Raw genomic sequence first — 22,223 nt, forward strand, 5'->3', positions numbered from 1 at the left:
CTCACCGCTCGACCACCTGGTTGTCCGTCGCGTCCTTGAGCGCGTCCGTGTAGGCGCTCGTGGCCTCCTCCACCGACGTGTCCCCCGTCGTCACGCCCTCCATCGCCTCCTGGACGGCCGTGGAGACCTTGGGGTAGGCCGGGTAGGCGGGCCGGTAGTGGGTCGTCGACACCAGGTCGGTGAAGAACTTGATGCCGGGCTGGGCGTCGACGTAGGCGGGGTCCTCGGCGACGTCCTCGCGGACCGCGATGCCCGAGTTGGCGACGTACCACTTCTGCGCGTTCGCCTTGGTCTGCATCGTCTTGATGAACTCGAAGGCCAGGTCCGGGTTTCCCGCCTTGGCCGGGATCGACCAGGTCCAGCCGCCGGACATGCTCACCTTGCCGGGTGCCTGGCCGTTCTGGGTGGGCATGGCCGCCAGGCCCAGCGTCTTCGACCACTCGGGCCACTCGTGACCACTGCCGGGCAGCCAGTCCTGGGGGAGCCAGGAGCCGTCCAGGGCGATGGCCAGCTTGCCCTGCGGCAGCCACTCGCCGCGGACCCGGGTCATGACGTTCGGGTCCAGGGCGTCCGAGACGTCCGGGCCGAGCTTCTCCTTGTAGACCGTCTCGACGAAGGAGAGGGCGTCCTCGAAGCCCTTGCCGCCGGCGATCCACTTCTTGGAGCCCTTGTCGTAGAGGGGGTCCGTGCCGGCGTCGCCCGTGCCGTACAGCAGCATCTCGAAGGTCTGCATGGTGGCCGCCTCGCCGACCGGCTTGCCGGTGTAGGCGTTCAGCGGGATGACGCCGGGAACCTTCCTCTTGATGGTGCGGGCCGCGGCGAGGACGTCGTTCCAGGTCTTCGGCTGCCAGTCGGCGGGGAGTCCGGCCTTCTCGAAGATGTCCTTGTTGAACCACAGACCGCGGGTGTCGGTGCCGTCGGGGACGCCGTACGTCTTGCCGTCCTCGCCTCTGGCCGCCGCCTTCGCCGTGTCGATGAACCGGTCCCAGTCCTGCCACTTGGCGAGGTACGGGTCGAGGGGCTTCAGATAGCCGCTGGTGATGTCCGAGTTGATGAGGAACGTGTCCTCGTAGACCAGGTCGGGTGCGGTCTTGGGGGAGCGGAGCATCTGCTGGAGCTTGGTGTAGTACTCCGAGTCCGGGGCCTTGATCGGGACGAGCTCGACCTTCTTGCCGGGGTGGGCCTTCTCGAACTGCTTCTTGATGTCCGCGAGATAGGTGTCCATCACCTTGACGGAGTTGTCCGTGGACTGTTTGAAGGAGACCTTCACGGTGTCCGGGTCGCTGCCGGAACCCCCGCCGCAGGCGGTGAGGGCGGTCGAGGCGAGGACCAGGGCGACGAGGGGTGTGAGGGCGGCGGTGGGGCGCACGGGCACGACCTCCTACGGGCGCACTTCTCTGTGGCCGGGACGGCTGCGTCGTGAACCTAAGTTGAGTGGTCTAGTCAGGTCAATGCGTGTGCGGAGGTTCGATCGGCGGCTGAGGGCCCGTCACTGTCCCGTGACCCAGCGGTACTGCAACTCCGGCCGCCCCACCGTGCCGTACTGCGGGCGGCGCGCCGCGCGGCCCGCGTCGACCAGATGCTCCAGGTAACGGCGGGCCGTGATGCGGGAGATGCCCACGGTCTCCGCGACTCCGGCGGCCGTGAGGCCCTCCGCACTGTCGCGCAGGGCCACCGTCACCCGCTCCAGCGTCGGCGCGCTCAGACCCTTGGGCAGCGCGGCCGGGCCCGGTGCGCGCAGGGCCGCGAGCGCCCGGTCCACCTCGTCCTGGCCGCTCGCCTCGCCGACCGCCGCGTGGAACTCGGCGTAGCGCACGAGCCGGTCGCGCAGGGTCGCGAAGGTGAACGGCTTCAGGACGTACTGCACCACCCCGAGCGAGACGCCCTCGCGTACGACGGCCAGGTCGCGCGCCGACGTCACCGCTATGACGTCCGCGTGGTGACCGGCCGTCCTCAGGGACCGGGCCAGGTGCAGGCCGTGCACGTCCGGCAGGTGCAGGTCGAGCAGGAGGAGGTCCACCGGGGTGCGGTCCAGGGCCCGGCGGGCCTCCGCGCCCGTGTGCGCCTTGCCCACGGCCACGAACCCCGGCACCCGGCCGACGTACAGGACGTGCGCGTCGGCGGCGACCGGGTCGTCCTCCACGACCAGCACCCGGATGGCCTTCTCGCTGCTCGTCATGCGTCGCCTCCAGCGCTTCTGGCCGCCGGGGCCCCGGAGGGTACGCCCCCGGCCGCCGTCTCCGGCTGCCGCAGCGGCAGCCGTACCTCGAACTCCGCCCCGCCCCCGTCGGCCTCCGCCACGGTCAGGGAGCCCTCGTGCCGCTGGGCCGCCTGTCGTACGAGCGCCAGCCCCAGGCCGCGGCCGCCCGGGCCCGCCGGCTTCGTCGAGAAGCCGCGCTGGAAGACCGCCTCGGCGTGCTCGGGGTCCACGCCCGGGCCCGTGTCCGAGACCCGCAGCACCAGCTCCGGGGCGTCGCCGGCGCTCCGGGTGTACGCCGCCACCGTCACCCGGGCCCCTACGCTGCCCTGCGCCGCGTCCACGGCGTTGTCGATCAGGTTGCCGAGGATGGTCACCAGGTCCCGCGCCGGGAGGGTGTCGGGCAGCAGGCCGTCGTCCAGGCTGCTGTCCTCCGACACCATCAGCTCCACCCCCCGCTCGTTCGCCTGGGCCGTCTTGCCCAGCAGCAGCGCCGCCAGCACCGGCTCGCTCACCGCCGCCACGACCTGGTCGGTCAGTGCCTGCGCCAGCTCCAGCTCGGCCGTCGCGAACTCCACCGCTTCCTCCGCCCGACCCAGCTCGATCAGCGAGACGACCGTGTGCAGCCGGTTCGCCGCCTCGTGCGCCTGTGAGCGCAGCGCCTGGGTGAAGCCCCGCTCGGAGTCCAACTCGCCCATCAGTGACTGGAGTTCGGTGACATCACGCAGGGTGACGACGGTACCGCGCCGCTCACCGCCCGACACCGGCGAGGTGTTGATCACCAGGACCCGGGACTCCGACAGATGCACTTCGTCCACCCGCGGCTCCGACGCCAGCAGGGCACCCGTCAGCGGGGCCGGCAGCCCCAGCTCCGCCACCGAGCTGCCCACCACGTCCCCGGTCACGCCGAGCAACTCCCGACCTCCGTCGTTGATCAGCGCCACACGGTACTGCCCGTCCAGCATCAGCAGCCCCTCGCGTACGGCGTGCAGGGCGGCCTGGTGGTAGTCGTGCATCCGGCTGAGCTCGGTCGCGTTCATGCCGTGGGTGTGGCGGCGCAGCCGGGCGTTGATGACGTACGTGCCGACGGCGCCCAGCACCAGCGCGCCGGCCGCGACGCCGAGCAGGGCCGTCAGCTGGCCCTGGGCCCGCTGGGTGATCTGCTCGACCCGGATCCCCGCGCTGACCAGGCCCACCACCTTCCGGCCGTCCTGGATCGGGGTGACCGCGCGCACCGACGGGCCGAGCGTGCCGGTGTAGGTCTCGGTGAAGGTCTCGCCCTTCAGGGCCCGCTCGGTGTGCCCCCGGAAGGTCTGGCCGATCTGCCGGGGGTCGGGGTGTGTCCAGCGGATGCCCCGTGGATCCATGATCGTGATGAAGTCGACCTCGGTGTCCCGCATCACCTTCAGCGCGTACGGCTGGAGCTCGGCCGTCGGGTCGGCGGTGCGGGTCGCCGTCAGCACGGACGGGGAGTCCGCTACGGACCGCGCCACCGCCCTGGCCTGGCGCGTCGCGGCCTCCTCGGCCTGCCTGCGGTCGCTCACGTAGGTGAACAGCGCGTATCCGGCCACGACGACCGCTATCAGAACGGCCTGCATGGCGAAGAGCTGGCCCGCCAGGCTGCGGGGACCGGGGACGGTGAAGCGCATGTCGTCAGTGTGCCCCTTGGCTGATTGTGAACTATATGAACGGAAGGGTGACCGCGCTCACAGAGAAGGACATAGTCACGGCATTCCCCATAACGCATCTCCGGGAGTTCCCCGCTCCCTGTCCCGGACGTGAGCCGCACGCCGGTGATGCCGACGACGTCGTCAAGGAGGGCCGCCGTGACCAGCGCAGCCGATACGGCACCTGCCGCACGCAAACCCAAGCGGGACCGTACGCACTATCTCTACATCGCGGTGATCATCGCAGTCGCCGCCGGTATCGCGGTGGGTCTGGCCGCACCCGACTTCGCGGTCGGGCTGAAGCCCATCGGCACGGGTTTCGTGGCCCTGATCAAGATGATGATCTCGCCGATCATCTTCTGCACGATCGTGCTGGGCATCGGCTCGGTACGGAAGGCCGCCAAGGTCGGAGCCGTCGGCGGTATCGCCCTGGGCTACTTCATGGTGATGTCGCTGGTCGCGCTGGGCATCGGCCTGGTCGTCGGCAACATCCTGGACCCGGGCTCGAGCCTTGCGATGACCGACGCGGTCAAGGACGCCGGTCACGCACAGGTCGACCCCGAGGCCACCACGAACACCGCCGACTTCCTGCTGGGCATCATCCCGACCACGATGATCTCCGCCTTCACCAACGAGTCGGTCCTGCAGACCCTGCTGATCGCCCTGCTCGCCGGCTTCGCGCTGCAGGGCATGGGCTCGGCGGGTCAGCCGATCCTGCGCGGTATCGAGCACATCCAGCGGCTCGTCTTCCGCATCCTCGCCATGGTGATGTGGGCCGCCCCGATCGGTGCCTTCGGCGCCATCGCCGCCGTCACCGGCTCCGCCGGCCTGGACGCGCTCAAGAGCCTCGCCGTGCTGATGCTCGGCTTCTACGTCACCTGCTTCCTGTTCGTCTTCATCGTGCTCGGCGTCCTGCTGCGCGTGATCTCCGGCCTGAACATCCTCACGCTGTTCAAGTACCTGGGCCGTGAGTTCCTGCTGATCCTGTCCACGTCCTCCTCCGAGTCCGCGCTGCCGCGGCTCATCGCGAAGATGGAGCACATGGGCGTCAGCAAGCCGGTGGTCGGCATCACCGTCCCGACCGGCTACTCCTTCAACCTCGACGGCACCATGATCTACATGACCATGGCCTCGCTGTTCATCGCCGACGCCATGGGCACGCCGATGTCGATCGGCGAGCAGATCCCGCTGCTGCTCTTCCTGCTGGTCGCCTCCAAGGGCGCCGCCGGTGTCACCGGCGCCGGTCTCGCGACCCTGGCCGGTGGTCTGCAGTCGCACAAGCCGGCCCTGGTGGACGGCATCGGCCTGATCGTCGGCATCGACCGCTTCATGAGCGAGGCCCGCGCCCTGACGAACTTCGCCGGCAACGCCGTTGCCACCGTGCTGATCGGCACCTGGACGAAGGAGATCGACAAGGACCGCGTGAACCAGGTCCTCGCCGGTCAGCTGCCCTTCGACGAGGAGACGCTGCTGGACGACGGCCATGGAGGCCCGGCCGAGGATGACGTCGAGCTGCCCGAGCAGGGCGGCGAGAAGGAGCTGGCGAAGGCCTGACGGCCGCGCCGCCCCCCCCCGAGACTCCGGGCGGCTGAGTGTCCCCCCGTCGCTCAGCCGCCCGGTCCGGAATTCAGCACGATCAAGCGTTCAGCTTCGCCACCAGTCCGGTGGCCTTCGAGGCGGGCACGCCCGCCGCGGTCAGTACGGTGACCGCGGCGCAGCGGCCCGCCTCTTGCGCTGCCAGCAGGCCGTCGTTCACCGCCTCCATGACCGCGAACAGCATCTGCTCGTGCACATAGGCCAGGGCCGGAGCGGGCAGCGGTGAGCTGAAGACGTTCTCGTCCAGCCCGCGCTGCAGCAGCCCGATGCTCTCCTGCCGGACCGGGGCGAGCCGCTCCCGGATGCCCTGCATGGTGACCGTGCGCTGGGCGAGCGCGACCAGCAGCCGGTAGCGGTCGGCGATCGCCCACACCGCCAGCACCGAGCGCGCCACCGCCTCCGCCGGATCCCGCACGTCCTCGCGGCCCGCCGTGTGCGCGGCGGACAGCGCCTCCACGGCCTCGTCGACGAGGGTGCTGATCAGCGCCTCGCGGCTCGGGAAGTGCCCGTACACCGTCCGCCGTACGACGCCCGCGGCCCGGGCGATCTGGTCCATGGACGCGTCGGGGTCGCGCAGCAGCTCGGCGAGGGCGACGTCGAGGAGGCGGCGGCGGTTGGCGTCGGCGCGGCTGGTTCCCGTGGTCATGGTCGTCATTGTGCCCCTTCCCGCACTGAGTTGCACAGTGCTGTGCAACGGCGTAGATTGCACAGCGTTGTGTAAATGCACACCCATGTGCAAATCAGCGAGGAAGGCAACCCCTGCCATGCGACTCGTCATGAACGAACCGGCCGAGAGGATGGACCGCCCCTACGCACGCCGCTGGTGGGCGCTCCTCGTGCTCTGCCTCAGCCTGCTGATCATCGTGATGGCCAACACCGCCCTCACCGTCGCCGCGCCCGCCATGACCGAGGACCTCGGCCTGACCAGCGCCGACCTGCAGTGGGTGATCGACGGCTACACCGTCCCCTACGCCGCGCTGATGCTGCTGCTCGGCGCGATAGGCGACAAGTACAGCCGCCGGGGCGCGCTCGTCCTCGGCCTGGTCGTGTTCGCGGGCGGCTCCGTCTTCGGCTACCTCGCCGACAGCTCCACGACGGTCATCGCCGCACGGGCCGTGATGGGCGCCGGCGCCGCGATGATCATGCCCGCCACGCTGTCGCTGCTCGCCGCGACCTTCCCGCGCGCCGAACGCGCCAAGGCCATCACCCTGTGGACCGCCACGGCCGGGCTCGCCATCGCGGCCGGACCGCTGGTCGCCGGGGCGCTGCTGGAGGACCACGGCTGGTCGTCGACGTTCCTCATCAACGTCCCGGTCGCGATCCTGGCCCTCGTCGGCGCCTTCGTCCTCGTACCGCCGTCCAAGGCCGCGGACCGCGGGCGCATCGACTACGGCGGCGGACTGCTGTCGGTGGTGTGGATCGCCGCGCTGGTCTACATGATCATCGAGGGGCCGCACTTCGGCTGGGGCGTCAAGGCCGTCACGGCGGCGGTCGTCGCCGGAGCCGGGCTCGTCGCCTTCGTCCTGTGGGAGCTGCACCACCCCCGCCCGCTCCTCGACGTCCGCCGCTTCACCAACCGCGGCTTCGCCGGCTCCAACCTCGCCGTCGCCCTGTTCTTCCTGGCGGTCTTCGGCGCCTTCTACTACCTGACGCAGCACCTCCAGTTCGTCCTCGGCTACGACGCCCTGGACACGGGCCTGCGCATGCTGCCGCTGGCGGGTGCCGTGTTCGTGGGGGCGGCCCTCACCGGCTTCCTCACGCCCCGGGTCGGCATGAAGTGGACCGTCACGGCCGGCATGGTCGGCGGCACGGCGGCCCTGGCGCTGCTCACCCAGGTCGACGCCGCCGCGTCGTACGGCGACTTCGTCGCGCCCCTGGTCGTCCTCGGCCTCTCGATCGGGCTCGCCCTCTCGCCCTGCACGGACGCGATCATGGGGGCGTTCCCGGAGTCGGAGCTGGGCGTCGGCGGCGCCGTGAACGACACGTCGCTGGAGCTCGGCGGTTCGCTGGGCATCGCCATCCTGGGCTCGCTGCTGGCGACGTCCTACTCCGGCCACCTCTCGGACGCGACGGCCGGCAGCAAGCTCCCCGCCTCCTCCCTCTCCACGGCCCAGGACTCCGTCGGGGCCGGGTACGCCGTCGCCCAGGGCATCGGCGACAAGGCCCGGCAACTCGCCGAGCAGGCCGCGCACACGAGCGACCCGCAGCAGGCGGAGCGACTCCGGGCACAGGCCGAGCAACTCGGCGGCGGCGCACGGCAGATGGCCGACGCGGTCGGGTCCTCGTTCTCCGACGCGGTCGCGCACACCAGCCTGATCGGGGCCGTGATCCTGGGCGTCGGCACGGTGGTGGTGGCGCTGCTGCTGCCCGGCAGGGCGAAGCCGGTGGACGAACCCGCCGGGGAGGACAAGGAACTGGAGTCGGCCGGGGCCCGCTAGGACCGGTCGCGAGAGTGGCGCCTCCGCCGAAGGGCGGCAGGCGCCACGCGCGCGCCGGGCTCCGGGAGTGCCCGCGCGTCGCACGGCCCGCCCGGAGGGCGTGCAACCGGCACGTCCTGCGTGGCGCGTACCTCCTGCGGAGCCTCGGCCCGTGCCGACGACGCGACGGGCGCGCGTGCCGGGCTTCGAGTCCACGGTGTGATCCCGAACCACAAGCCCTGGCTGTCCCTGACGGCCTGACGGCCTGACGGCCTGACGGGCGAGTCGGCAGCGGGGCAGCCGGGCTGTGCCGACACCCCCTAGGCGCGGCCCGGCCCGGCCGCCTCGTCCAGTCGGGTCCTTTCCTCTTCGGTGAGCAGCAGGTCCGCCGCGGACGCCGAGTCTCTGATCGTCTGCGGGCGGCTCGCCCCCGGGATCGGGACGACCACCGGGGACCGGGCCAGCAGCCAGGCCAGTCCGACCTGTTGGGGACTGACCCCGCGCTCCGCCGCCACCGCGTGAAACGCGGCGAAGCGCTGCTCCCCTTCCGTGCGCGACGGCCCGTCCAGGGAGCTGCGGGCCAGTCCACCCAGCGGGCTCCACGGCAGGAACGCCAGTCCCAGTTCCGCGCACAGCCGCAGCTCCCGCTCGCTGTCCCGGACGGCGGGGGAGTACCGGTTCTGCACCGACACCAGCCGGTCGCCGAGGATCTCGCGCGCCCGGCGGATCTGGTCCGCGTCCGCGTTGGACACACCGGCCAGCCGGATCGTGCCCGCGTCGAGCAGCTCGCGCAGCGCGCCGACCGACTCCTCGAAGGGCACCGCGGGGTCGGGCTTGTGCAACTGGTAGAGGCCGATCGCCTCCACACCCAGCCGCTTGCGCGACGCCTCGGCGGCCGCCTTGAGGTGGCGCGGGGAGCCGTTCACCGTCCAGTCCCCGCCCGCCGGGCGGCCGCGGCCGCCCTTCGTCGCCACCAGGACGCCGGAGGTGTCACCGCCGTAGGTGGCCAGCGCGCGGGCCACCAGACGTTCGTTGTGGCCGGGCTCCGCGCCCGGCAGATGGTACGAGTCGGCCGTGTCCAGGAGGGTCACACCCGCGTCGAGCGCGGCGTGCACGGTGGCCAGGGCGCGCTCCTCGTCCGGCCGGCCCTCGATGGACAGCGGCATCGCCCCGAGCCCGACGGCGCTCACCCGCAGGCCGCCAAGTGTCCTGTACCGCATGTCAGTCGCCCTTCCCGAGCGTCTCGGCGACGGCCCGCGGCAGCCACTGCCGGGCGTCGGTGAAGGGGAAGCCGAGCCGGGCGGCCCGGGCGTTGTCCATGCCGTAGGAGCGACGGAAGGAGAACGGCGAGACCTCGCCGACCTCCACGGGCCGGAACTCCGCCCGGCCGCCCGGGACATGAGCGGCCACCGCCGCGCACAGCTCCTCGGTGCTCAGCGCCCCGGAAGACGCCGCGTTCACCGGCCCGGTGAAGTCCTCGCCCGCCGCCCAGGCCAGGAAGCGGGCGACCTCCTCGACGTACACATAGGTGGCCGGCCGGTTCGCCGCCGGCACGGCGATCGGCTCGCCGGTGCGTATCCGCTCGGCGTAGTGGGCCAGCCTGCCCGTGAAGTCGTCGTCCCCGCCCAGCACATGGGCCACCCGCACCGCCGTGTACGGGAACGCCGCGCCGCCGGCCGCGAGGACCGCCTCGGCCTGCCGCTTGCCCTCCCCGTAGTGGGCCTCCAGGAACGCGGGGTCGTCCCAGGGCTGATCGAGGTCGACGGCGACGGCGGACGGGTCGACGGCCTCCTCGCGCACGAGGGCGGGGGAGTCCTCGTACTCGTACACCTCGACCGTGGAGGTCATCACATAGCGCCGGGTACGGCCGGCGAAGACGCGGCGGGCGATCGCGGCCTGGCGCGGGGTGTAGCAGACCTGGTCGACGACCACGTCGAAGACGCGCGCGCCGAGCGCGCCGGTCAGCGACCTTTCGTCGTCCCGGTCCGCCCGCAGCGGCTCCACCCCGGCGGGCGGCGGGGAGGACCCCCGGTTCAGCACGGTGACACGGTGGCCTTCGGCGAGCAGCCGTGCGATCAGACGCTTTCCGACGTAACGGTTCCCGCCGATGACCAGTACTTCCAGGGCCTTTTCCATGGCCATAATTCTCCCGGCGAACATCCACGCTCTGAAGGGGGAACCATGGGAGTTCAGGCCGCCGCGCCGAAAGAACCACGGCATCTGCGCACCGCCGCCGACGAAACATCGGTGGCCTTCGACACGCTGGACCGGCAGATCCTCCAGCTGCTCCAGACCGACGGCCGGATCAAGCTCAGCGAGCTGGGCCGCCGGGTCAGGCTCAGCCCCGCGGCCGTCACCGAACGGGTGCGGCGGCTGGAGGCGGCGGGCGTGATCAGCGGCTACGGCGCCCACGTCGTGCCGGCCCGGCTCGGCTACGGCATCCAGGCGTTCATCCGCGTCGACCCGCACGGCGGCTACAACCTCAAGCACCCGAGGACCCTGGAGCTGATCGAGCGGCCCGAGATCACCGAGGTGCACCACGTGGTCGGGGAGGACTGCTGGATCCTCAAGGTGGCCGTCCGCGACACCGTGCACCTGGAGGAGGTCCTGGAGAACGTGTCCGCCCTGGGCCGCACCACGACCTCGATCGTGCTGACCTCCCCGGTGGAGCGGAAACCGCTGTTGCCTTGACGCCGGGGTCAAGGATTACGTTCGTGTGCATGCGAATCGGCGAGCTGGCCGCACGGGCCGGGACCACGACGCGGACGCTGCGGTACTACGAGTCGCGGGGGCTGCTGCCCGCGCGGCGCACCGGGAACGGATACCGGACCTACGACGAGAGCGATCTGCGGCTGCTCCGACAGATCAGGACGCTCCAGGACTTCGGATTCGACCTGGAGGAGACACGGCCCTTCGTGGAGTGTCTGCGCGCCGGGCACCCCGAGGGCGACTCCTGCCCGGCGTCGCTCGCGGTCTACCGGCGCAAGCTGGACGAACTCGACGCGCTGATCGGCCAGCTGACCGGAGTGCGGGACACCGTCGCGCGGCAGCTGGCCCGGGCCGAGCTGGCCGCCGAGGCGGAGGTTCCGGGCGGCCCGGAACCCGCATGCGAGCTGGGAGGGGACCCAAGGTGACCGGAGTGACCGGAGTGACCGATGTGACCGACGCGGACTTCGAGGCGGAGGTGATCGGCGCGGAACTGCCGGTGCTGGTGGAGTTCACCGCCGACTGGTGCCCGCCGTGCCGGCAGATGGGCCCGGTGCTCAAGGCCCTGGCCTCGGAGGAGGGCGACCGGCTGAAGGTCGTGCAGCTGGATGTCGACTCCAACCCGGAGACGACCAACGCCTACAAGGTGCTCTCCATGCCGACGTTCATGGTGTTCCGCGGCGGTGAGCCCGTGAAGGCGATGGTCGGCGCGCGGGCCAAGCGGCGGCTGCTGGAGGAGCTCGCCGACGTGCTGTGACACTCCCCCCGACACAAGGAAATCCCCCGAGCAATTGCGCTCGGGGGATTTCCTTGCGTATATTTGTTTGTTCGTGACTTCAAGTCGATTGAAGCCACAGTGAAGTTCAGTGAGCACAGTATATCCGGGCGGGAGCGGAATTGTCAAACACCGAATTTCCGGACGATGAATTGCGACAGGAACAGGAATTCATCGACGGGTTGTACGCGCGCGTGGACGCGCTGCGCGGCGACGCCGAGACCTCCGTCACGGACGCGCTCGCGCAGGGCAACACCCCCATGCAGGCCAGACTCGAGCGGGACATCCTCGTGGCCGAGCGCTCCGGGCTGCTCGCCGCGCTGAACGCGGTGGACGGCTCCCTGTGCTTCGGCCGGATCGACCTCACCTCGGGCGTCACCCACCGCATCGGCCGCATCGGCCTGCGCACCGACGACGCCGAGCGCACCCCGGTCCTGATCGACTGGCGCGCCGACGTCGCCCGCCCCTTCTACCTGGCCACCGGCCACACCCCGATGGGCCTCAGGCGCCGGCGGCACATCGCCACCGACGGCCGCACGGTCACCCATCTGCACGACGAGATCCTCGACCTCGGAGACGAGACCCGCACCGGCCACGAGGACCCGACGGGCGACGCCGTACTGCTCGCCGCCCTCAACTCCGCGCGCACCGGCCGCATGAGCGACATCGTGCAGACCATCCAGGCCGACCAGGACCGCATCATCCGCGCCCCGCACCGCGGCGTCATGGTGGTGGAGGGCGGTCCGGGCACCGGCAAGACGGCCGTCGCCCTGCACCGCGCCGCCTATCTGCTGTACGAGCACCGGGAGCTGCTCGCCAAGCGGGCGGTGCTGATCGTCGGGCCCAACCCGGCGTTCCTCGGCTACATCGGCGAGGTGCTGCCCTCCCTCGGCGAGACGGGCGTGCTCCTCGCGACCGTCGGCGAGCTGTTCCCCGGGGTGAAGGCGACCGCCACCGACACGCCCGAGGCCGCCGCCGTGAAGGGCCGGGCCGACATGGCCGACGTGCTCGCCGAGGTCGTCCGCAGCCGGCAGGCGCTGCCCGACCCGGTGATCACCATCGAGCACGACCGCGAGGTCCTCATGCTCGACGACGGCCTGGTCAACGTCGCCCGCGAGCGCACCCGCGCCGCGAAGCTGCCGCACAACGCGGCCCGCGAGCACTTCGAGGGCCACATCCTCAACGCGCTCACCGACCTGTACGCCGAGCGGATCGGCACCGACCCCTTCGACGGGTCCAGCCTGCTCGACCCCAGCGACGTCACCCAGATCCGCGACGACCTCGCCGAGAACCCCGAGGTCTGGTCGGCCATCGACCAGTTGTGGCCGCTGCTGACCCCGCAGCGGCTCGTCGCCGACTTCCTCGCCGCGCCGGAGGAGTTCCTGCCCGCCGAGGACGCCGACGCCGTACGCCGCCCGGTGACCCGGCGCTGGACGGTCGCGGACGTGCCGCTGCTCGACGAGGCCGCCGAACTCCTCGGCGACGACGACCGGCTGGCCCGCGAGCGCGCCGAACGCGAGCGGGCGCGGCAGATCGCCTACGCCCAGGGTGTGCTGGACGTGTCGTACGCGTCCCGGACCTACGAGTTCGAGGACAAGGAGGAGGACGACCCCGAGGGCTCCGAGGTGCTGTCCGCGCACGACATCATCGACGCCGAGCGGTTCGCCGAGCGGCACGAGGAGGACGACCACCGCAGTGCCGCCGAGCGGGCCGCCGCCGACCGCACCTGGGCGTTCGGGCACATCATCGTCGACGAGGCGCAGGAGCTGTCGCCGATGGCGTGGCGGCTGCTGATGCGACGCAGCCCGACCCGCTCGATGACCCTGGTCGGCGACCCGGCGCAGACGGCGGAGGCGGCCGGGGTCGGTTCCTGGTCGGGCATCCTCTCGCCGTACGTCGAGGACCGCTGGGAGCACACCCGCCTGGGCGTCAACTACCGCACCCCGGCCGAGATCATGGACGTCGCGGCGGCCGTGGTGCGCGCCGAGCACCCGGAGTTCGAGCCGCCCAGCTCGGTCCGCTCCACGGGCGAACGCCCCTGGGCACGCGCCACGGACGACCTTCCGGGCGCCGTCACCAAGGCGGTCGGGGAGCTCACCCCGGCCGAAGGCAGGCTCGCGGTGATCGCGCCGCGCGACCTCCACCGCTCCATCGCGGCCCGGCTGGACGGCGTGACGGCGGGCGCCGAACCCGACCTCACCCAGACGGTGGTCCTGCTCGACCCGCGCCAGGCCAAGGGCCTGGAGTTCGACTCCGTCCTCGTGGTCGAGCCGGGCCGGTACGGCCCCAGCGACCTGTACGTGGCCCTGACCCGGGCCACCCAGCGGCTGGGCGTGCTGCACACCGGGGAGCTGCCGAAGGCCCTGGCGGACGCCTTCGCGTAGCGGAGCGGCCCCGTACCCGCCCGCTCCCGGCCGGGTACGGGGCCGCCGCTACCGCAGGAGCGACCTGGGATCCCGCAGGGCGTGCCACAGTCCGGCGGCGAGCGGTACGACCGTCATGGCGAAGAAGACCCAGAACAGGAACTCGGCCCCGGGCGCGAGCTCGTAGACGGTGCCGTCCTCCCACGCGCAGTAGGCCCGCGGCGGAAACGGGGTGGAGACTCCCCATACCTTTCCGCTTCCGATGACGCCCTCCTGGAACGGCTCCCTGGGGCAGGGGGCGGTCTCCGGGAAGAGGACGGGATCGTCCGCCGCCATGATGAACACCCAGGTGACCGCGGTGAGCGGCACCGCCCAGAAGACCGACATCTTCACCCACAGCGGCAGCAGCGGATGCGCCAGCAGCCCCCGCAGCGCGACCCAGCCGAAGACCAGCCCGGCGAAGACGGGCAGCAGCGTCATGACGTCACGGCCGCCTTCCGGGCCCGGAGCTCGCTCGCGCAGCCCGCGCCGATGACGAGCAGCGCGGCGGACAGGGCGAGGGACGCGCTCGCCCAGTTCATCCACACGTAGTCCGGATCACTGGAGTAGACGGAGCCGTCCTCGCGGACGCAGTCGAAGCGCAGCGGCAGGTACGAGGACCGGTGATGGCTCAGGCCCTCGATCGTGGCCGGGTCGAAGCCGTCGCGGCAGGCCGGGGCGGGGATCGAGTTCGCGCCGTCACCGAACGCCTGCTCCGACATCAGCACGGCGAAGGCACCCAGCGAGTACACGGCCGCCGCCGCCCACGCGGCCGCCCCCGCCGCACGGCGCATCAGATGCACCGGCCACGGCCGGGGCCGCCCGGGCAACGCCATGGCGACGACACCCGCCGCGGCGACGAGCGCGCCGACGGCACAGGCCGTGGAGACACCGAAGCCCATCAGCACGGCAGGACCTGCGAGGTGACGGGGGTGACATCCATGCGGCCACCCCACCAGGGCCGGACCGGCCGGGCTGTGGTGGAAGCCACTCCTCCGGTCACAGCCCTGTCACAGGGGGCGGGCTCAACCCGGTTGGCCCGCACGCGGGTTCGCGGGCGGCTCGGGCAGCCAGTCGCGTGCCGGGTCGTACTCCAGCCATCGGTGCTGCCCCGCTTGCGCTGCGAAGGCTGTGGTGAGGGTGTTCAGCCCCGGGTGCCCGCTGCCGGTGCGCCACAGCAGGGACCAGGCATAGAGCGGCGTGGGGTCGACCAAGGGGACCGAACGCAGGCCCGGCACGTCCGGCAGCGGCACGTCGTACGGGACATCATGACCCGGCGGGGCCGGACCCGCCCGCGCCTTCGCCCCGTGCCGTGGACCTCTCCGGCCTGGCACCGCGCATCACGGCCCCCTGCTGGTCGTGGACGGCGGCCAGGACGTCATCCCCGGCGTGACGAACGGCGAGCCGCTGGCCCGCCTGGCACCGCACGGCACCCATCTGTCGGTCCCGCACGGCGACCACCTGCTGGGCAACGCACGCGGCGACTGGCTGTTCCCCCTCGCCGACCACATCGCGCGCACCCTGACGGGAGCGGCGGTGTGAGCCGCTCCCGAGACGCCCGCCTGCTCCGGCCCCCTACGCCGGCCGCAGCCACACCGTCGCCAGGGGTGGCAGGGTCAGACGGATGCTGGCCGGGCGGCCGTGCCAGGCCTGAGCTTCCGGTTTGATCGGGTCGGGGTTCGTGACGTCGCTGCCGCCGTAGCGGGCCGCGTCGGTGTTGACGGCCTCGTGCCAGGCGGGGACGTCATCGGGAACGCCCAGGCGGTAGTCCGGGCGGGTCACCGGCGCGAAGTTGGACACCGCCAGCACCGGGACGCCCTCCGGGTCCAGCCGCAGGAACGCGAGGACGTTGTCGTCCGCGGCGTCCCCGACGATCCACTCGAAACCGGCCGGGTCCGTGTCCAGGCGCCACAGCGCCGGGGTCGCCCGGTAGACGGTGTTCAGGTCGCGGACCAGGTCACGCACGCCCCGGTGGTCGGGCTCCGCCCCGTAACCCGGGTCCAGCAGCCACCAGTCGGGGCCGTGCGCCTCGGACCATTCGGCGCCCTGCGCGAACTCCTGCCCCATGAACAGCAGTTGCTTGCCCGGGTGGGCCCACATGAAGCCGAGGTAGGCCCGGTGCCCGGCGCGCTGCTGCCACCAGTCGCCGGGCATCTTCGACACCAGGGACCGCTTGCCGTGCACGACCTCGTCGTGGGAGATCGGCAGGACGTAGTTCTCGCTGTACGCGTACACCATCGAGAACGTCATCTCGTGGTGGTGGTACTTGCGGTGCACCGGCTCGTGGCTCATGTACTGCAACGTGTCGTGCATCCAGCCCATGTTCCACTTCAGCCCGAAGCCGAGCCCGCCGAAGCCGCTCGGGCCCTTGTGGTGGGTGGCGCGGGTGACGCCGTCCCAGGCGGTGGACTCCTCGGCGATCGTGACCACGCCGGGCACCCTGCGGTACACCGTCGCGTTCATCTCCTGCAGGAACGCCACCGCGTCCAGGTTCTCCCGGCCGCCGTGCTCGTTGGGCGTCCACTGGCCCGGCTCGCGCGAGTAGTCCAGGTAGAGCATCGAGGCGACGGCGTCCACCCGCAGGCCGTCGATGTGGAACTCCTCGCACCAGTACAGGGCGTTCGCGACCAGGAAGTTGCGCACCTCCCGCCGCCCGAAGTCGAACTCCAGGGTGCCCCAGTCGGGGTGCGCGGCCCGCAGCGGATCCTCGTGCTCGTACAGGGGCTTGCCGTCGAACTCGGCCAGCGCCCAGTCGTCGCGCGGGAAGTGCGCCGGCACCCAGTCCATGAGGACGCCGATACCGGCCTGGTGCAGCGCGTCGACCAGGTACCGGAAGTCGTCCGGTGTGCCCAGCCGGGCCGTCGGCGCGTAGAAGCCGGTCACCTGATAGCCCCAGGAGCCGCCGAACGGATGCTCCGCGACCGGCATCAGCTCGACGTGCGTGAAGCCCAAATTCTTCACGTACCCGGGGAGCTGCTCCGCCAGTTGACGGTATGTCAGTCCCGGCCGCCAGGACGGCAGGTGGATCTCGTAGACCGAGAACGGCGCCTCGTGCGCCGGGGCCTCGGCACGCCGGGTCAGCCACTCGGCGTCGCCCCACTCGTACTCCGAGGCGGTGATGACCGACGAGGTCGCGGGCGGCACCTCCGTGCGGCGGGCCATGGGGTCGGCGCGCATCGTCTTCGAGCCGTCGGGGCGCGTGATCTCGAACTTGTACAGCTCGCCTTCGCCGACGTCCGGCAGGAACAGCTCCCACACTCCGGACGAGCCCAGCGACCGCATGACGTGCCCGGTGCCGTCCCAGAAGTTGAAGGTGCCGGCCACCCGCACACCGCGCGCGTTCGGCGCCCACACCGCGAACCGGGTGCCGGTCACGCCCTCGTGGGTCATCGGGTGCGCACCGAGCGCCGTCCACAGCTCCTCGTGCCGGCCCTCGCCGATCAGGTGCAGGTCGAGGTCGCCCAGCGTGGGCAGGAAGCGGTACGCGTCCTCGGTCTCCAGGACCGTCCCCTCGTACTGGACGACCAGCCGGTACGCCGGGACCTCCCGCAGCGGCAGCAGCCCGGAGAAGAACCCCTCCCCGTCGTTGTGCAGCTCGGCCCGCAGCTCCCCGGCGACGACGGTCACCGACAGGGCGTACGGCCGGAACGCCCGGAAGGCGATGCCGCCGGGCACGGGGTGTGCGCCGAGGACGGAGTGCGGGGCGTGGTGCGTGCCGCCGAGCAGTCGCTCCCGGTCCACCGCGTCGACGGCCGGCGAGACGGCGACCTCCGTCTCGGGCGGAACGACCTGGGTGGAAGCGGCCTTCCCGGCGGGGGCCTTCGGGGCGGGGGTCTTTCGTGCCGGGGCCTTCTTGACCGCGCTCTTCTTCGCCACGGCCCCGCCCGCGGGCGCCTTGCCGGCGGTGGCCGTCCCCGCGGGGGTCTTGGCGACGGTGCTCTTGGCTGGGGTGGCCTTCTTCGCGGCGGCCTTCTTGGCGGGGGCCTTGGCGGCGGTGGTCTTGGCGGCAGCCTTCTTCGCGGGGGTCTTCGCCGCAGGGGACTTCGCGGTCGCCGCCTTGCCGGCGACGGTGTCCGCAGCCGTGGACTTCGCGGCAGCGGCCTTCACGGCAGTGGTCTTGGCCGCCGTCGCTTTGACCGTCGTGGCCTTCTCGGCAGCCGTCTTCTTCACGGCCGTCTTCTTCGCGGCGGCCTTCTTCGCCGTCGCCGTCCCGGCCGCGGGCTGCTCGACCGCCGTGTTCTTGGCGGCGGCCTTCTTCGTCGCCGCCTTCTTGGCCACCGTCTTGCCGACGGTGGTCTTGCCGGCGGCGGCCTTCTTGGCGGTCGCCTTCGCGGGGGCCGTCTTCTTCGCCGCTGCCTGTTTGGGCACCGCCGTCTTCTTCGCGGCGCTCTTCTGCTGGGCGGCCGTGGGCTGCTCGGGGATCTTCTCCCCGGCGGTCCCCTTGGGACGCGAACCGCTGGACTCAGGGCGGGGGGTCACGGGCGGAGCCTCCAGGGCGAGGGATTGGTCGGTCAGGTCAGGTGGCCGGTCGAGGCGAGCCGGTCTATGGCGGCCAGGGGCACCGGCAGCCAGTCGGGGCGGTGCCGGGCCTCGTACACCACCTCGTAGATCGCCTTGTCCGTCTCGTAGGCGCGCAGCAGCACCGGGTCGGTGCGCGGATCGAGGCCGGAGGCCTCCGCGTAGCCGGAGCAGTACGCGGAGCGGCAGGTCTCGGCCCAGTCCGGCTGGGGCGGGTCGACCGAGCGTGCCGCGTAGTCGAAGGACCGCAGCATGCCGGCGACGTCCCGCACGGCCGGCTGCGGCATGCGGCGCTCGGCCAGCGGCCGGGCCGGCTCGCCCTCGAAGTCGATCAGCCACCACTCGCCGGACGGCGAGCGCAGGCACTGCCCGAGGTGCAGGTCGCCGTGCACCCGCTGCGCGGTCCAGGTGCGGCCCTCGGCGGCCAGATCACCCAGCGCCGTGAACGCCGACCGCAGCCCGCCGGCGTACGGCCGCAGCGCGGGCACCGCCTGGACGGCCGCGTCCAGCCGCTCGATCATGCCGTCGACCATGAGCTGGAGCTGCATGTGACCGAGCGTGACGGTCGGCAACGCCCGGGCCAGCGCGGTGTGCACCTCGGCGGTGGCCCGCCCCAGTGCCCGCGCCTCGGCGCCGAAGTCCTCGCCCTTGGCCAGCTCGCGCAACGCCAGCTCCCAGCCGTCGGAGGCACCCTGCAGGAACGGCTGGAGCACCCCCAGGACGTACGGCTGGCCGGCCGGGTCCGCCGAACCCGCCGAGACGACCGGATCAGCCGTGGGGGCGATGTCCGCGACCATCCAGGCCGTCGGCGCGGGCACCTGTGGGCAGCCCTCGCGGGCCAGCGCGAGCGGCAGCTCCAGATCGGGGTTGACCCCGGGCACGATCCGGCGAAGCAGCTTGAGGATGAACGTATCTCCGTAGACGATCGACGAGTTGGACTGCTCGGCGGTCACCACGCGGGGCACCAGCCCGGAGCGGATGTCCTGGCCGAGGTCCCGTTCGAAGCGGAGCCCTCCGACACGGGCCTGGGTGCGCAGCGCCTCCAGGAGCAGTTCGGCGGGCCTGGTGTCGTGCAGCGCGTCGTAGACCGTCCGGCCGGCCAGCGGTCCCGTCGGCACATGTCCGATCAGCGCGGGCGCCAGCCGAGGCGGCAGCGCCTCGCGCACGCCTATCAGCAGCTGGTAGCAGTCACCGGGGTGACCGGGCGCCCCGTGGGACGGCACGACGGGCTGATGGGCGCGGACGAGCAGGTGGTACACGCCCAGCTTGGACGTGGCCGGGAGCAGCTCGGTGGCCTCGACCAGCGTGAACCCGGTGACCGGCCGCCCCTTGCCCGCGAACCAGCGCTGCCGCGGCAGCCATTCCCGCAGCAGCGGATCCAGGGAGGCAAGAAGGCCGGGCGGGGTGGTGACGGTGCGTGTGACGGCTTCCGACATGGCGTCGCGTCCTTTCACCCATTTTCGGTGCGCCTCCGGGCGCCTGCAGCCGGCCCCGGACGGCGCCCCTCCGGCTCACGCGGGTGGGCGGGTGTTACTGATGCGTGCCCCGGGCGGAGCGGAGGAAACGCCCCGCCGCCGGGGTTTGCGGCCCGTCCCGCGGATCAGGCCTCAACAGGCCTTTTCAGACCTCACATGCTCTCTTTGCGGAGCCTGAACCAGTAGAAACCGTGGCCCCCGAGGGTCAGCAGGTACGGCAGCTCGCCGATCGCCGGGAAGCGGACCCCGCCGAACAGCTCCACCGGGTGCCGCCCCTCGAAGGCGCTCAGGTCCAGTTCCGTGGGCTGTGCGAACCGCGAGAAGTTGTTCACGCACAGCACCAGGTCGTCCTCGTACTCCCGCAGGAACGCCAGCACCGCCGGGTTCGTCGACGGCAGCTCGGTGTACGAGCCGAGCCCGAAGGCCGGGTTCTGCTTGCGGATCTCGATCATGCGGCGGGTCCAGTGCAGCAGCGAGGACGGCGAGGCCATGGACGCCTCGACGCTCGTGACCTGGTAGCCGTAGACCGGGTCCATGATCGTGGGCAGGAACAGCCGCCCGGGATCGCACGAGGAGAACCCCGCGTTGCGGTCGGGCGTCCACTGCATCGGCGTGCGGACCGCGTCCCGGTCGCCGAGCCAGATGTTGTCGCCCATGCCGATCTCGTCGCCGTAGTACAGGATCGGCGAGCCCGGCAGCGACAGCAGCAGGGCCGTGAACAGCTCGATCTGGTTGCGGTCGTTGTCCAGCAGGGGGGCGAGCCTGCGGCGGATGCCGATGTTGGCGCGCATGCGGGGGTCCTTGGCGTACTCGGCCCACATGTAGTCGCGCTCTTCGTCGGTGACCATCTCGAGCGTGAGCTCGTCGTGGTTGCGCAGGAAGATGCCCCACTGGCAGTTCGACGGAATGGCCGGTGTCTTGGCCAGGATCTCGGAGACCGGGTAGCGGGATTCCCGCCGTACGGCCATGAAGATGCGCGGCATGACCGGGAAGTGGAAGGCCATGTGGCACTCGTCGCCGCCGCTCGGGTAGTCGCCGAAGTAGTCGACGACGTCCTCGGGCCACTGGTTGGCCTCCGCCAGCAGCACCGTGTCGGGGTACTGCGCGTCGATCTCCTTGCGCACCCGCTTCAGGAAGTCGTGCGTCTCCGGGAGGTTCTCGCAGTTCGTGCCCTCCTGCTGGTACAGGTACGGCACCGCGTCCAGCCGGAAGCCGTCGATGCCGAGGTCCAGCCAGAACTTCAGGGCGGAGATCATCTCCTCCTGCACGGCCGGGTTCTCGTAGTTGAGGTCCGGCTGGTGGGAGAAGAACCGATGCCAGTAGTACTGCTTGCGGACCGGGTCGTAGGTCCAGTTGGAGGCCTCGGTGTCGACGAAGATGATCCGCGCGTCCTGGAACTGCTTGTCGTCGTCGGCCCACACGTAGTAATCGCCGTAGGGACCGTCGGGGTCCTTGCGTGACTCCTGGAACCACGGGTGCTGGTCGCTGGTGTGGTTCATGACGAAGTCGATGATCACACGCATGCCGCGCTGGTGGGCGGCGTCGACGAACTCCACGAAGTCGGCCAGGTCGCCGAACTCCGGCAGCACGGCCGTGTAGTCGGAGACGTCGTAGCCGCCGTCGCGCAGCGGGGACTTGAAGAACGGCGGCAGCCACAGGCAGTCGACGCCGAGCCACTGGAGGTAGTCGAGCTTCGCGGTCAGGCCCTTGAGGTCGCCCACGCCGTCGCCGTTGCTGTCCTGGAACGAGCGGACGAGCACCTCGTAGAAGACGGCGCGCTTGAACCACTCCGGGTCACGGTCCCTGGCGGGAGTGTCCTCGAAGGTGTCCGGAACGGGTTCGTTGACGATCATGTTGTGGGTGACCCTCCGATCTCCGGGGTGGACGGTCGCAGAACCGTGAAGACGTGCGCGGGCCTGCGGCCCGGTTCGAGGCGCACATAGTTGGCCCTGCCCCAGTGGTAGGTCTCACCGGTGAGCTCGTCGCGCACCGGTACCGACTCGTGCCAGTCCAGGCCGAGTTGCGGCATGTCCAACGAGACCGTGGCCTCCTGGGTGTGGTGGGGGTCGAGGTTGGCGACCACCAGAACCGTGTTCGAACCCTGCCGCTTCGAGTAGGCGATCACCGCTTCCTGGTCGGCGTGGTGGAAGTGGAGGTCGCGCAGCTGCTGGAGGGCCGGGTTCTCTCGCCGGACGGTGTTGAGCCGGGTGACCAGCGGGGTGATGGTGCGGCCCTCGCGTTCGGCGGTGGCCCAGTCGCGATGCCTGAGCTGGTACTTCTCCGAGTTCAGGTACTCCTCGCTGCCCTCCTTCAGCGGGGTGTTCTCGCACAGCTCGTAGCCGGAGTAGATGCCCCAGGTCGGGGAGAGGGTCGCTGCGAGCACGGCCCGGACCTCGAAGGCGGGCCGGCCGCCGTGCTGGAGGTAGGCGTGCAGGATGTCGGGGGTGTTGGGGAAGAAGTTCGGCCGCAT

General features: G+C 71.4%; 18 protein-coding genes and 2 pseudogenes. 7 read left to right on the top strand and 13 right to left on the bottom strand.

Annotation, left to right across the window (positions count from 1 at the left end; translation table 11 throughout):
• Position 1: 1 nt before the first annotated feature.
• The 3 genes from AB0G20_RS16900 to AB0G20_RS16910 form a co-directional block, all read right to left on the bottom strand.
• Positions 2-1,369, bottom strand: coding sequence for an extracellular solute-binding protein (locus tag AB0G20_RS16900; protein ID WP_361302345.1), 1,368 nt, complete (start codon positions 1,367-1,369; stop codon positions 2-4).
• 120 nt (positions 1,370-1,489) lie between these two features.
• Positions 1,490-2,179 (bottom strand): response regulator, encoded by a 690-nt coding sequence (locus AB0G20_RS16905; RefSeq protein WP_361302348.1) that lies wholly within the window; start codon positions 2,177-2,179, stop codon positions 1,490-1,492.
• Positions 2,176-3,846, bottom strand: coding sequence for a sensor histidine kinase (locus AB0G20_RS16910; RefSeq protein WP_361302351.1), 1,671 nt, complete (start codon positions 3,844-3,846; stop codon positions 2,176-2,178). The genes AB0G20_RS16905 and AB0G20_RS16910 overlap by 4 nt, the downstream gene beginning before the upstream one ends.
• A gap of 177 nt (positions 3,847-4,023) precedes the next feature.
• Here AB0G20_RS16910 and AB0G20_RS16915 point away from each other — a divergent pair, with 177 nt between their 5' ends.
• Positions 4,024-5,418: a cation:dicarboxylase symporter family transporter gene (locus tag AB0G20_RS16915; RefSeq protein WP_361302354.1), complete on the top strand. Its 1,395-nt coding sequence runs from the start codon at positions 4,024-4,026 to the stop codon at positions 5,416-5,418.
• A gap of 82 nt (positions 5,419-5,500) precedes the next feature.
• Here AB0G20_RS16915 and AB0G20_RS16920 read toward each other — a convergent pair whose 3' ends face one another.
• Positions 5,501-6,115 carry a TetR/AcrR family transcriptional regulator gene (locus AB0G20_RS16920; protein WP_361302357.1) on the bottom strand — a complete coding sequence of 205 codons (615 nt, stop codon included), beginning with the start codon at positions 6,113-6,115 and terminating at the stop codon, positions 5,501-5,503.
• A gap of 109 nt (positions 6,116-6,224) precedes the next feature.
• Between AB0G20_RS16920 and AB0G20_RS16925 the strand changes: the two genes are divergently transcribed.
• Entirely contained in the window at positions 6,225-7,898 is a 1,674-nt protein-coding gene (locus tag AB0G20_RS16925; RefSeq protein WP_361302360.1) for a DHA2 family efflux MFS transporter permease subunit, read from the top strand.
• Between the two features lie 299 nt (positions 7,899-8,197).
• Here the strand turns inward: AB0G20_RS16925 and AB0G20_RS16930 are convergent, their stop codons facing one another.
• Together AB0G20_RS16930 and AB0G20_RS16935 are read right to left on the bottom strand one after the other, a co-directional pair.
• Entirely contained in the window at positions 8,198-9,097 is a 900-nt protein-coding gene (locus tag AB0G20_RS16930; protein ID WP_361302363.1) for an aldo/keto reductase, read from the bottom strand.
• A 1-nt stretch (position 9,098) separates the two neighbouring features.
• Positions 9,099-10,019, bottom strand: coding sequence for an NAD-dependent epimerase/dehydratase family protein (locus tag AB0G20_RS16935; RefSeq protein WP_361302366.1), 921 nt, complete (start codon positions 10,017-10,019; stop codon positions 9,099-9,101).
• A gap of 39 nt (positions 10,020-10,058) precedes the next feature.
• Here AB0G20_RS16935 and AB0G20_RS16940 point away from each other — a divergent pair, with 39 nt between their 5' ends.
• The 4 genes from AB0G20_RS16940 to AB0G20_RS16955 all read left to right on the top strand — a co-directional run bounded on the left by AB0G20_RS16940 (position 10,059) and on the right by AB0G20_RS16955 (position 13,742).
• Complete coding sequence (locus AB0G20_RS16940) at positions 10,059-10,568, top strand: Lrp/AsnC family transcriptional regulator (protein WP_248504926.1); 510 nt, start codon at positions 10,059-10,061, stop codon at positions 10,566-10,568.
• Between the two features lie 29 nt (positions 10,569-10,597).
• Positions 10,598-11,011, top strand: coding sequence for a MerR family transcriptional regulator (locus AB0G20_RS16945; RefSeq protein WP_361302369.1), 414 nt, complete (start codon positions 10,598-10,600; stop codon positions 11,009-11,011).
• A 14-nt stretch (positions 11,012-11,025) separates the two neighbouring features.
• A complete protein-coding gene (locus AB0G20_RS16950) occupies positions 11,026-11,340 on the top strand; it encodes a thioredoxin domain-containing protein (RefSeq protein ID WP_361302446.1) in 315 nt (104 codons plus the stop codon).
• 170 nt (positions 11,341-11,510) lie between these two features.
• The gene (locus tag AB0G20_RS16955) at positions 11,511-13,742 is read left to right on the top strand and encodes an ATP-dependent DNA helicase (RefSeq protein WP_361302372.1); all 2,232 of its coding nucleotides are present in this window, start codon (positions 11,511-11,513) and stop codon (positions 13,740-13,742) included.
• Positions 13,743-13,790: 48 nt separating this feature from the next.
• Here the strand turns inward: AB0G20_RS16955 and AB0G20_RS16960 are convergent, their stop codons facing one another.
• The 3 genes and pseudogenes from AB0G20_RS16960 to AB0G20_RS16970 all read right to left on the bottom strand — a co-directional run.
• Entirely contained in the window at positions 13,791-14,201 is a 411-nt protein-coding gene (locus AB0G20_RS16960; RefSeq protein ID WP_361302375.1) for a hypothetical protein, read from the bottom strand.
• Positions 14,198-14,662, bottom strand: a complete 465-nt coding sequence (locus AB0G20_RS16965) for a hypothetical protein (protein WP_361302449.1) — start codon at positions 14,660-14,662, stop codon at positions 14,198-14,200. The genes AB0G20_RS16960 and AB0G20_RS16965 overlap by 4 nt, the downstream gene beginning before the upstream one ends.
• Before the next feature lie 123 nt (positions 14,663-14,785).
• A pseudogene (locus AB0G20_RS16970) lies at positions 14,786-15,025 on the bottom strand (LysR family transcriptional regulator); the annotation flags it as partial.
• A 94-nt stretch (positions 15,026-15,119) separates the two neighbouring features.
• Here AB0G20_RS16970 and AB0G20_RS16975 point away from each other — a divergent pair.
• On the top strand, positions 15,120-15,302 hold the full coding sequence (locus AB0G20_RS16975) for a hypothetical protein (protein WP_361302378.1): 183 nt from the start codon (positions 15,120-15,122) through the stop codon (positions 15,300-15,302).
• A 33-nt stretch (positions 15,303-15,335) separates the two neighbouring features.
• Here the strand turns inward: AB0G20_RS16975 and glgB are convergent, their stop codons facing one another.
• From glgB to AB0G20_RS16995, 4 genes and pseudogenes are all read right to left on the bottom strand, one after another.
• Positions 15,336-18,239, bottom strand: a complete 2,904-nt coding sequence (glgB, locus tag AB0G20_RS16980; protein WP_361302381.1) for a 1,4-alpha-glucan branching enzyme — start codon at positions 18,237-18,239, stop codon at positions 15,336-15,338.
• A gap of 32 nt (positions 18,240-18,271) precedes the next feature.
• Positions 18,272-19,714 (bottom strand): maltokinase, encoded by a 1,443-nt coding sequence (locus AB0G20_RS16985; protein ID WP_361302384.1) that lies wholly within the window; start codon positions 19,712-19,714, stop codon positions 18,272-18,274.
• Between the two features lie 191 nt (positions 19,715-19,905).
• The gene (gene treS, locus AB0G20_RS16990; protein ID WP_361302387.1) at positions 19,906-21,606 is read right to left on the bottom strand and encodes a maltose alpha-D-glucosyltransferase; all 1,701 of its coding nucleotides are present in this window, start codon (positions 21,604-21,606) and stop codon (positions 19,906-19,908) included.
• Positions 21,603-22,223, bottom strand: a pseudogene (locus AB0G20_RS16995) (alpha-1,4-glucan--maltose-1-phosphate maltosyltransferase); the annotation flags it as partial. The gene treS and the pseudogene AB0G20_RS16995, both read right to left, overlap by 4 nt.

The organism is Streptomyces sp. NPDC024017, from assembly GCF_040638895.1.
Taxonomy (GTDB): Bacteria; Actinomycetota; Actinomycetes; order Streptomycetales; family Streptomycetaceae; genus Streptomyces.

What these genes read in the sequence shown, in the direction of transcription:
- AB0G20_RS16905 (WP_361302348.1), bottom strand. Translation starts at nt 2,179, where the DNA reads ATGACGAGCAGCGAGAAGGCCATCCGGGTGCTGGTCGTGGAGGACGAC.
- AB0G20_RS16910 (WP_361302351.1), bottom strand. Translation starts at nt 3,846, where the DNA reads ATGCGCTTCACCGTCCCCGGTCCCCGCAGCCTGGCGGGCCAGCTCTTC.
- AB0G20_RS16920 (WP_361302357.1), bottom strand. Translation starts at nt 6,115, where the DNA reads ATGACGACCATGACCACGGGAACCAGCCGCGCCGACGCCAACCGCCGC.
- AB0G20_RS16925 (WP_361302360.1), top strand. Translation starts at nt 6,225, where the DNA reads ATGCGACTCGTCATGAACGAACCGGCCGAGAGGATGGACCGCCCCTAC.
- AB0G20_RS16930 (WP_361302363.1), bottom strand. Translation starts at nt 9,097, where the DNA reads ATGCGGTACAGGACACTTGGCGGCCTGCGGGTGAGCGCCGTCGGGCTC.
- AB0G20_RS16935 (WP_361302366.1), bottom strand. Translation starts at nt 10,019, where the DNA reads ATGGCCATGGAAAAGGCCCTGGAAGTACTGGTCATCGGCGGGAACCGT.
- AB0G20_RS16940 (WP_248504926.1), top strand. Translation starts at nt 10,059, where the DNA reads ATGGGAGTTCAGGCCGCCGCGCCGAAAGAACCACGGCATCTGCGCACC.
- AB0G20_RS16945 (WP_361302369.1), top strand. Translation starts at nt 10,598, where the DNA reads ATGCGAATCGGCGAGCTGGCCGCACGGGCCGGGACCACGACGCGGACG.
- AB0G20_RS16960 (WP_361302375.1), bottom strand. Translation starts at nt 14,201, where the DNA reads ATGACGCTGCTGCCCGTCTTCGCCGGGCTGGTCTTCGGCTGGGTCGCG.
- AB0G20_RS16965 (WP_361302449.1), bottom strand. Translation starts at nt 14,662, where the DNA reads ATGGGCTTCGGTGTCTCCACGGCCTGTGCCGTCGGCGCGCTCGTCGCC.
- AB0G20_RS16985 (WP_361302384.1), bottom strand. Translation starts at nt 19,714, where the DNA reads ATGTCGGAAGCCGTCACACGCACCGTCACCACCCCGCCCGGCCTTCTT.
- treS (WP_361302387.1), bottom strand. Translation starts at nt 21,606, where the DNA reads ATGATCGTCAACGAACCCGTTCCGGACACCTTCGAGGACACTCCCGCC.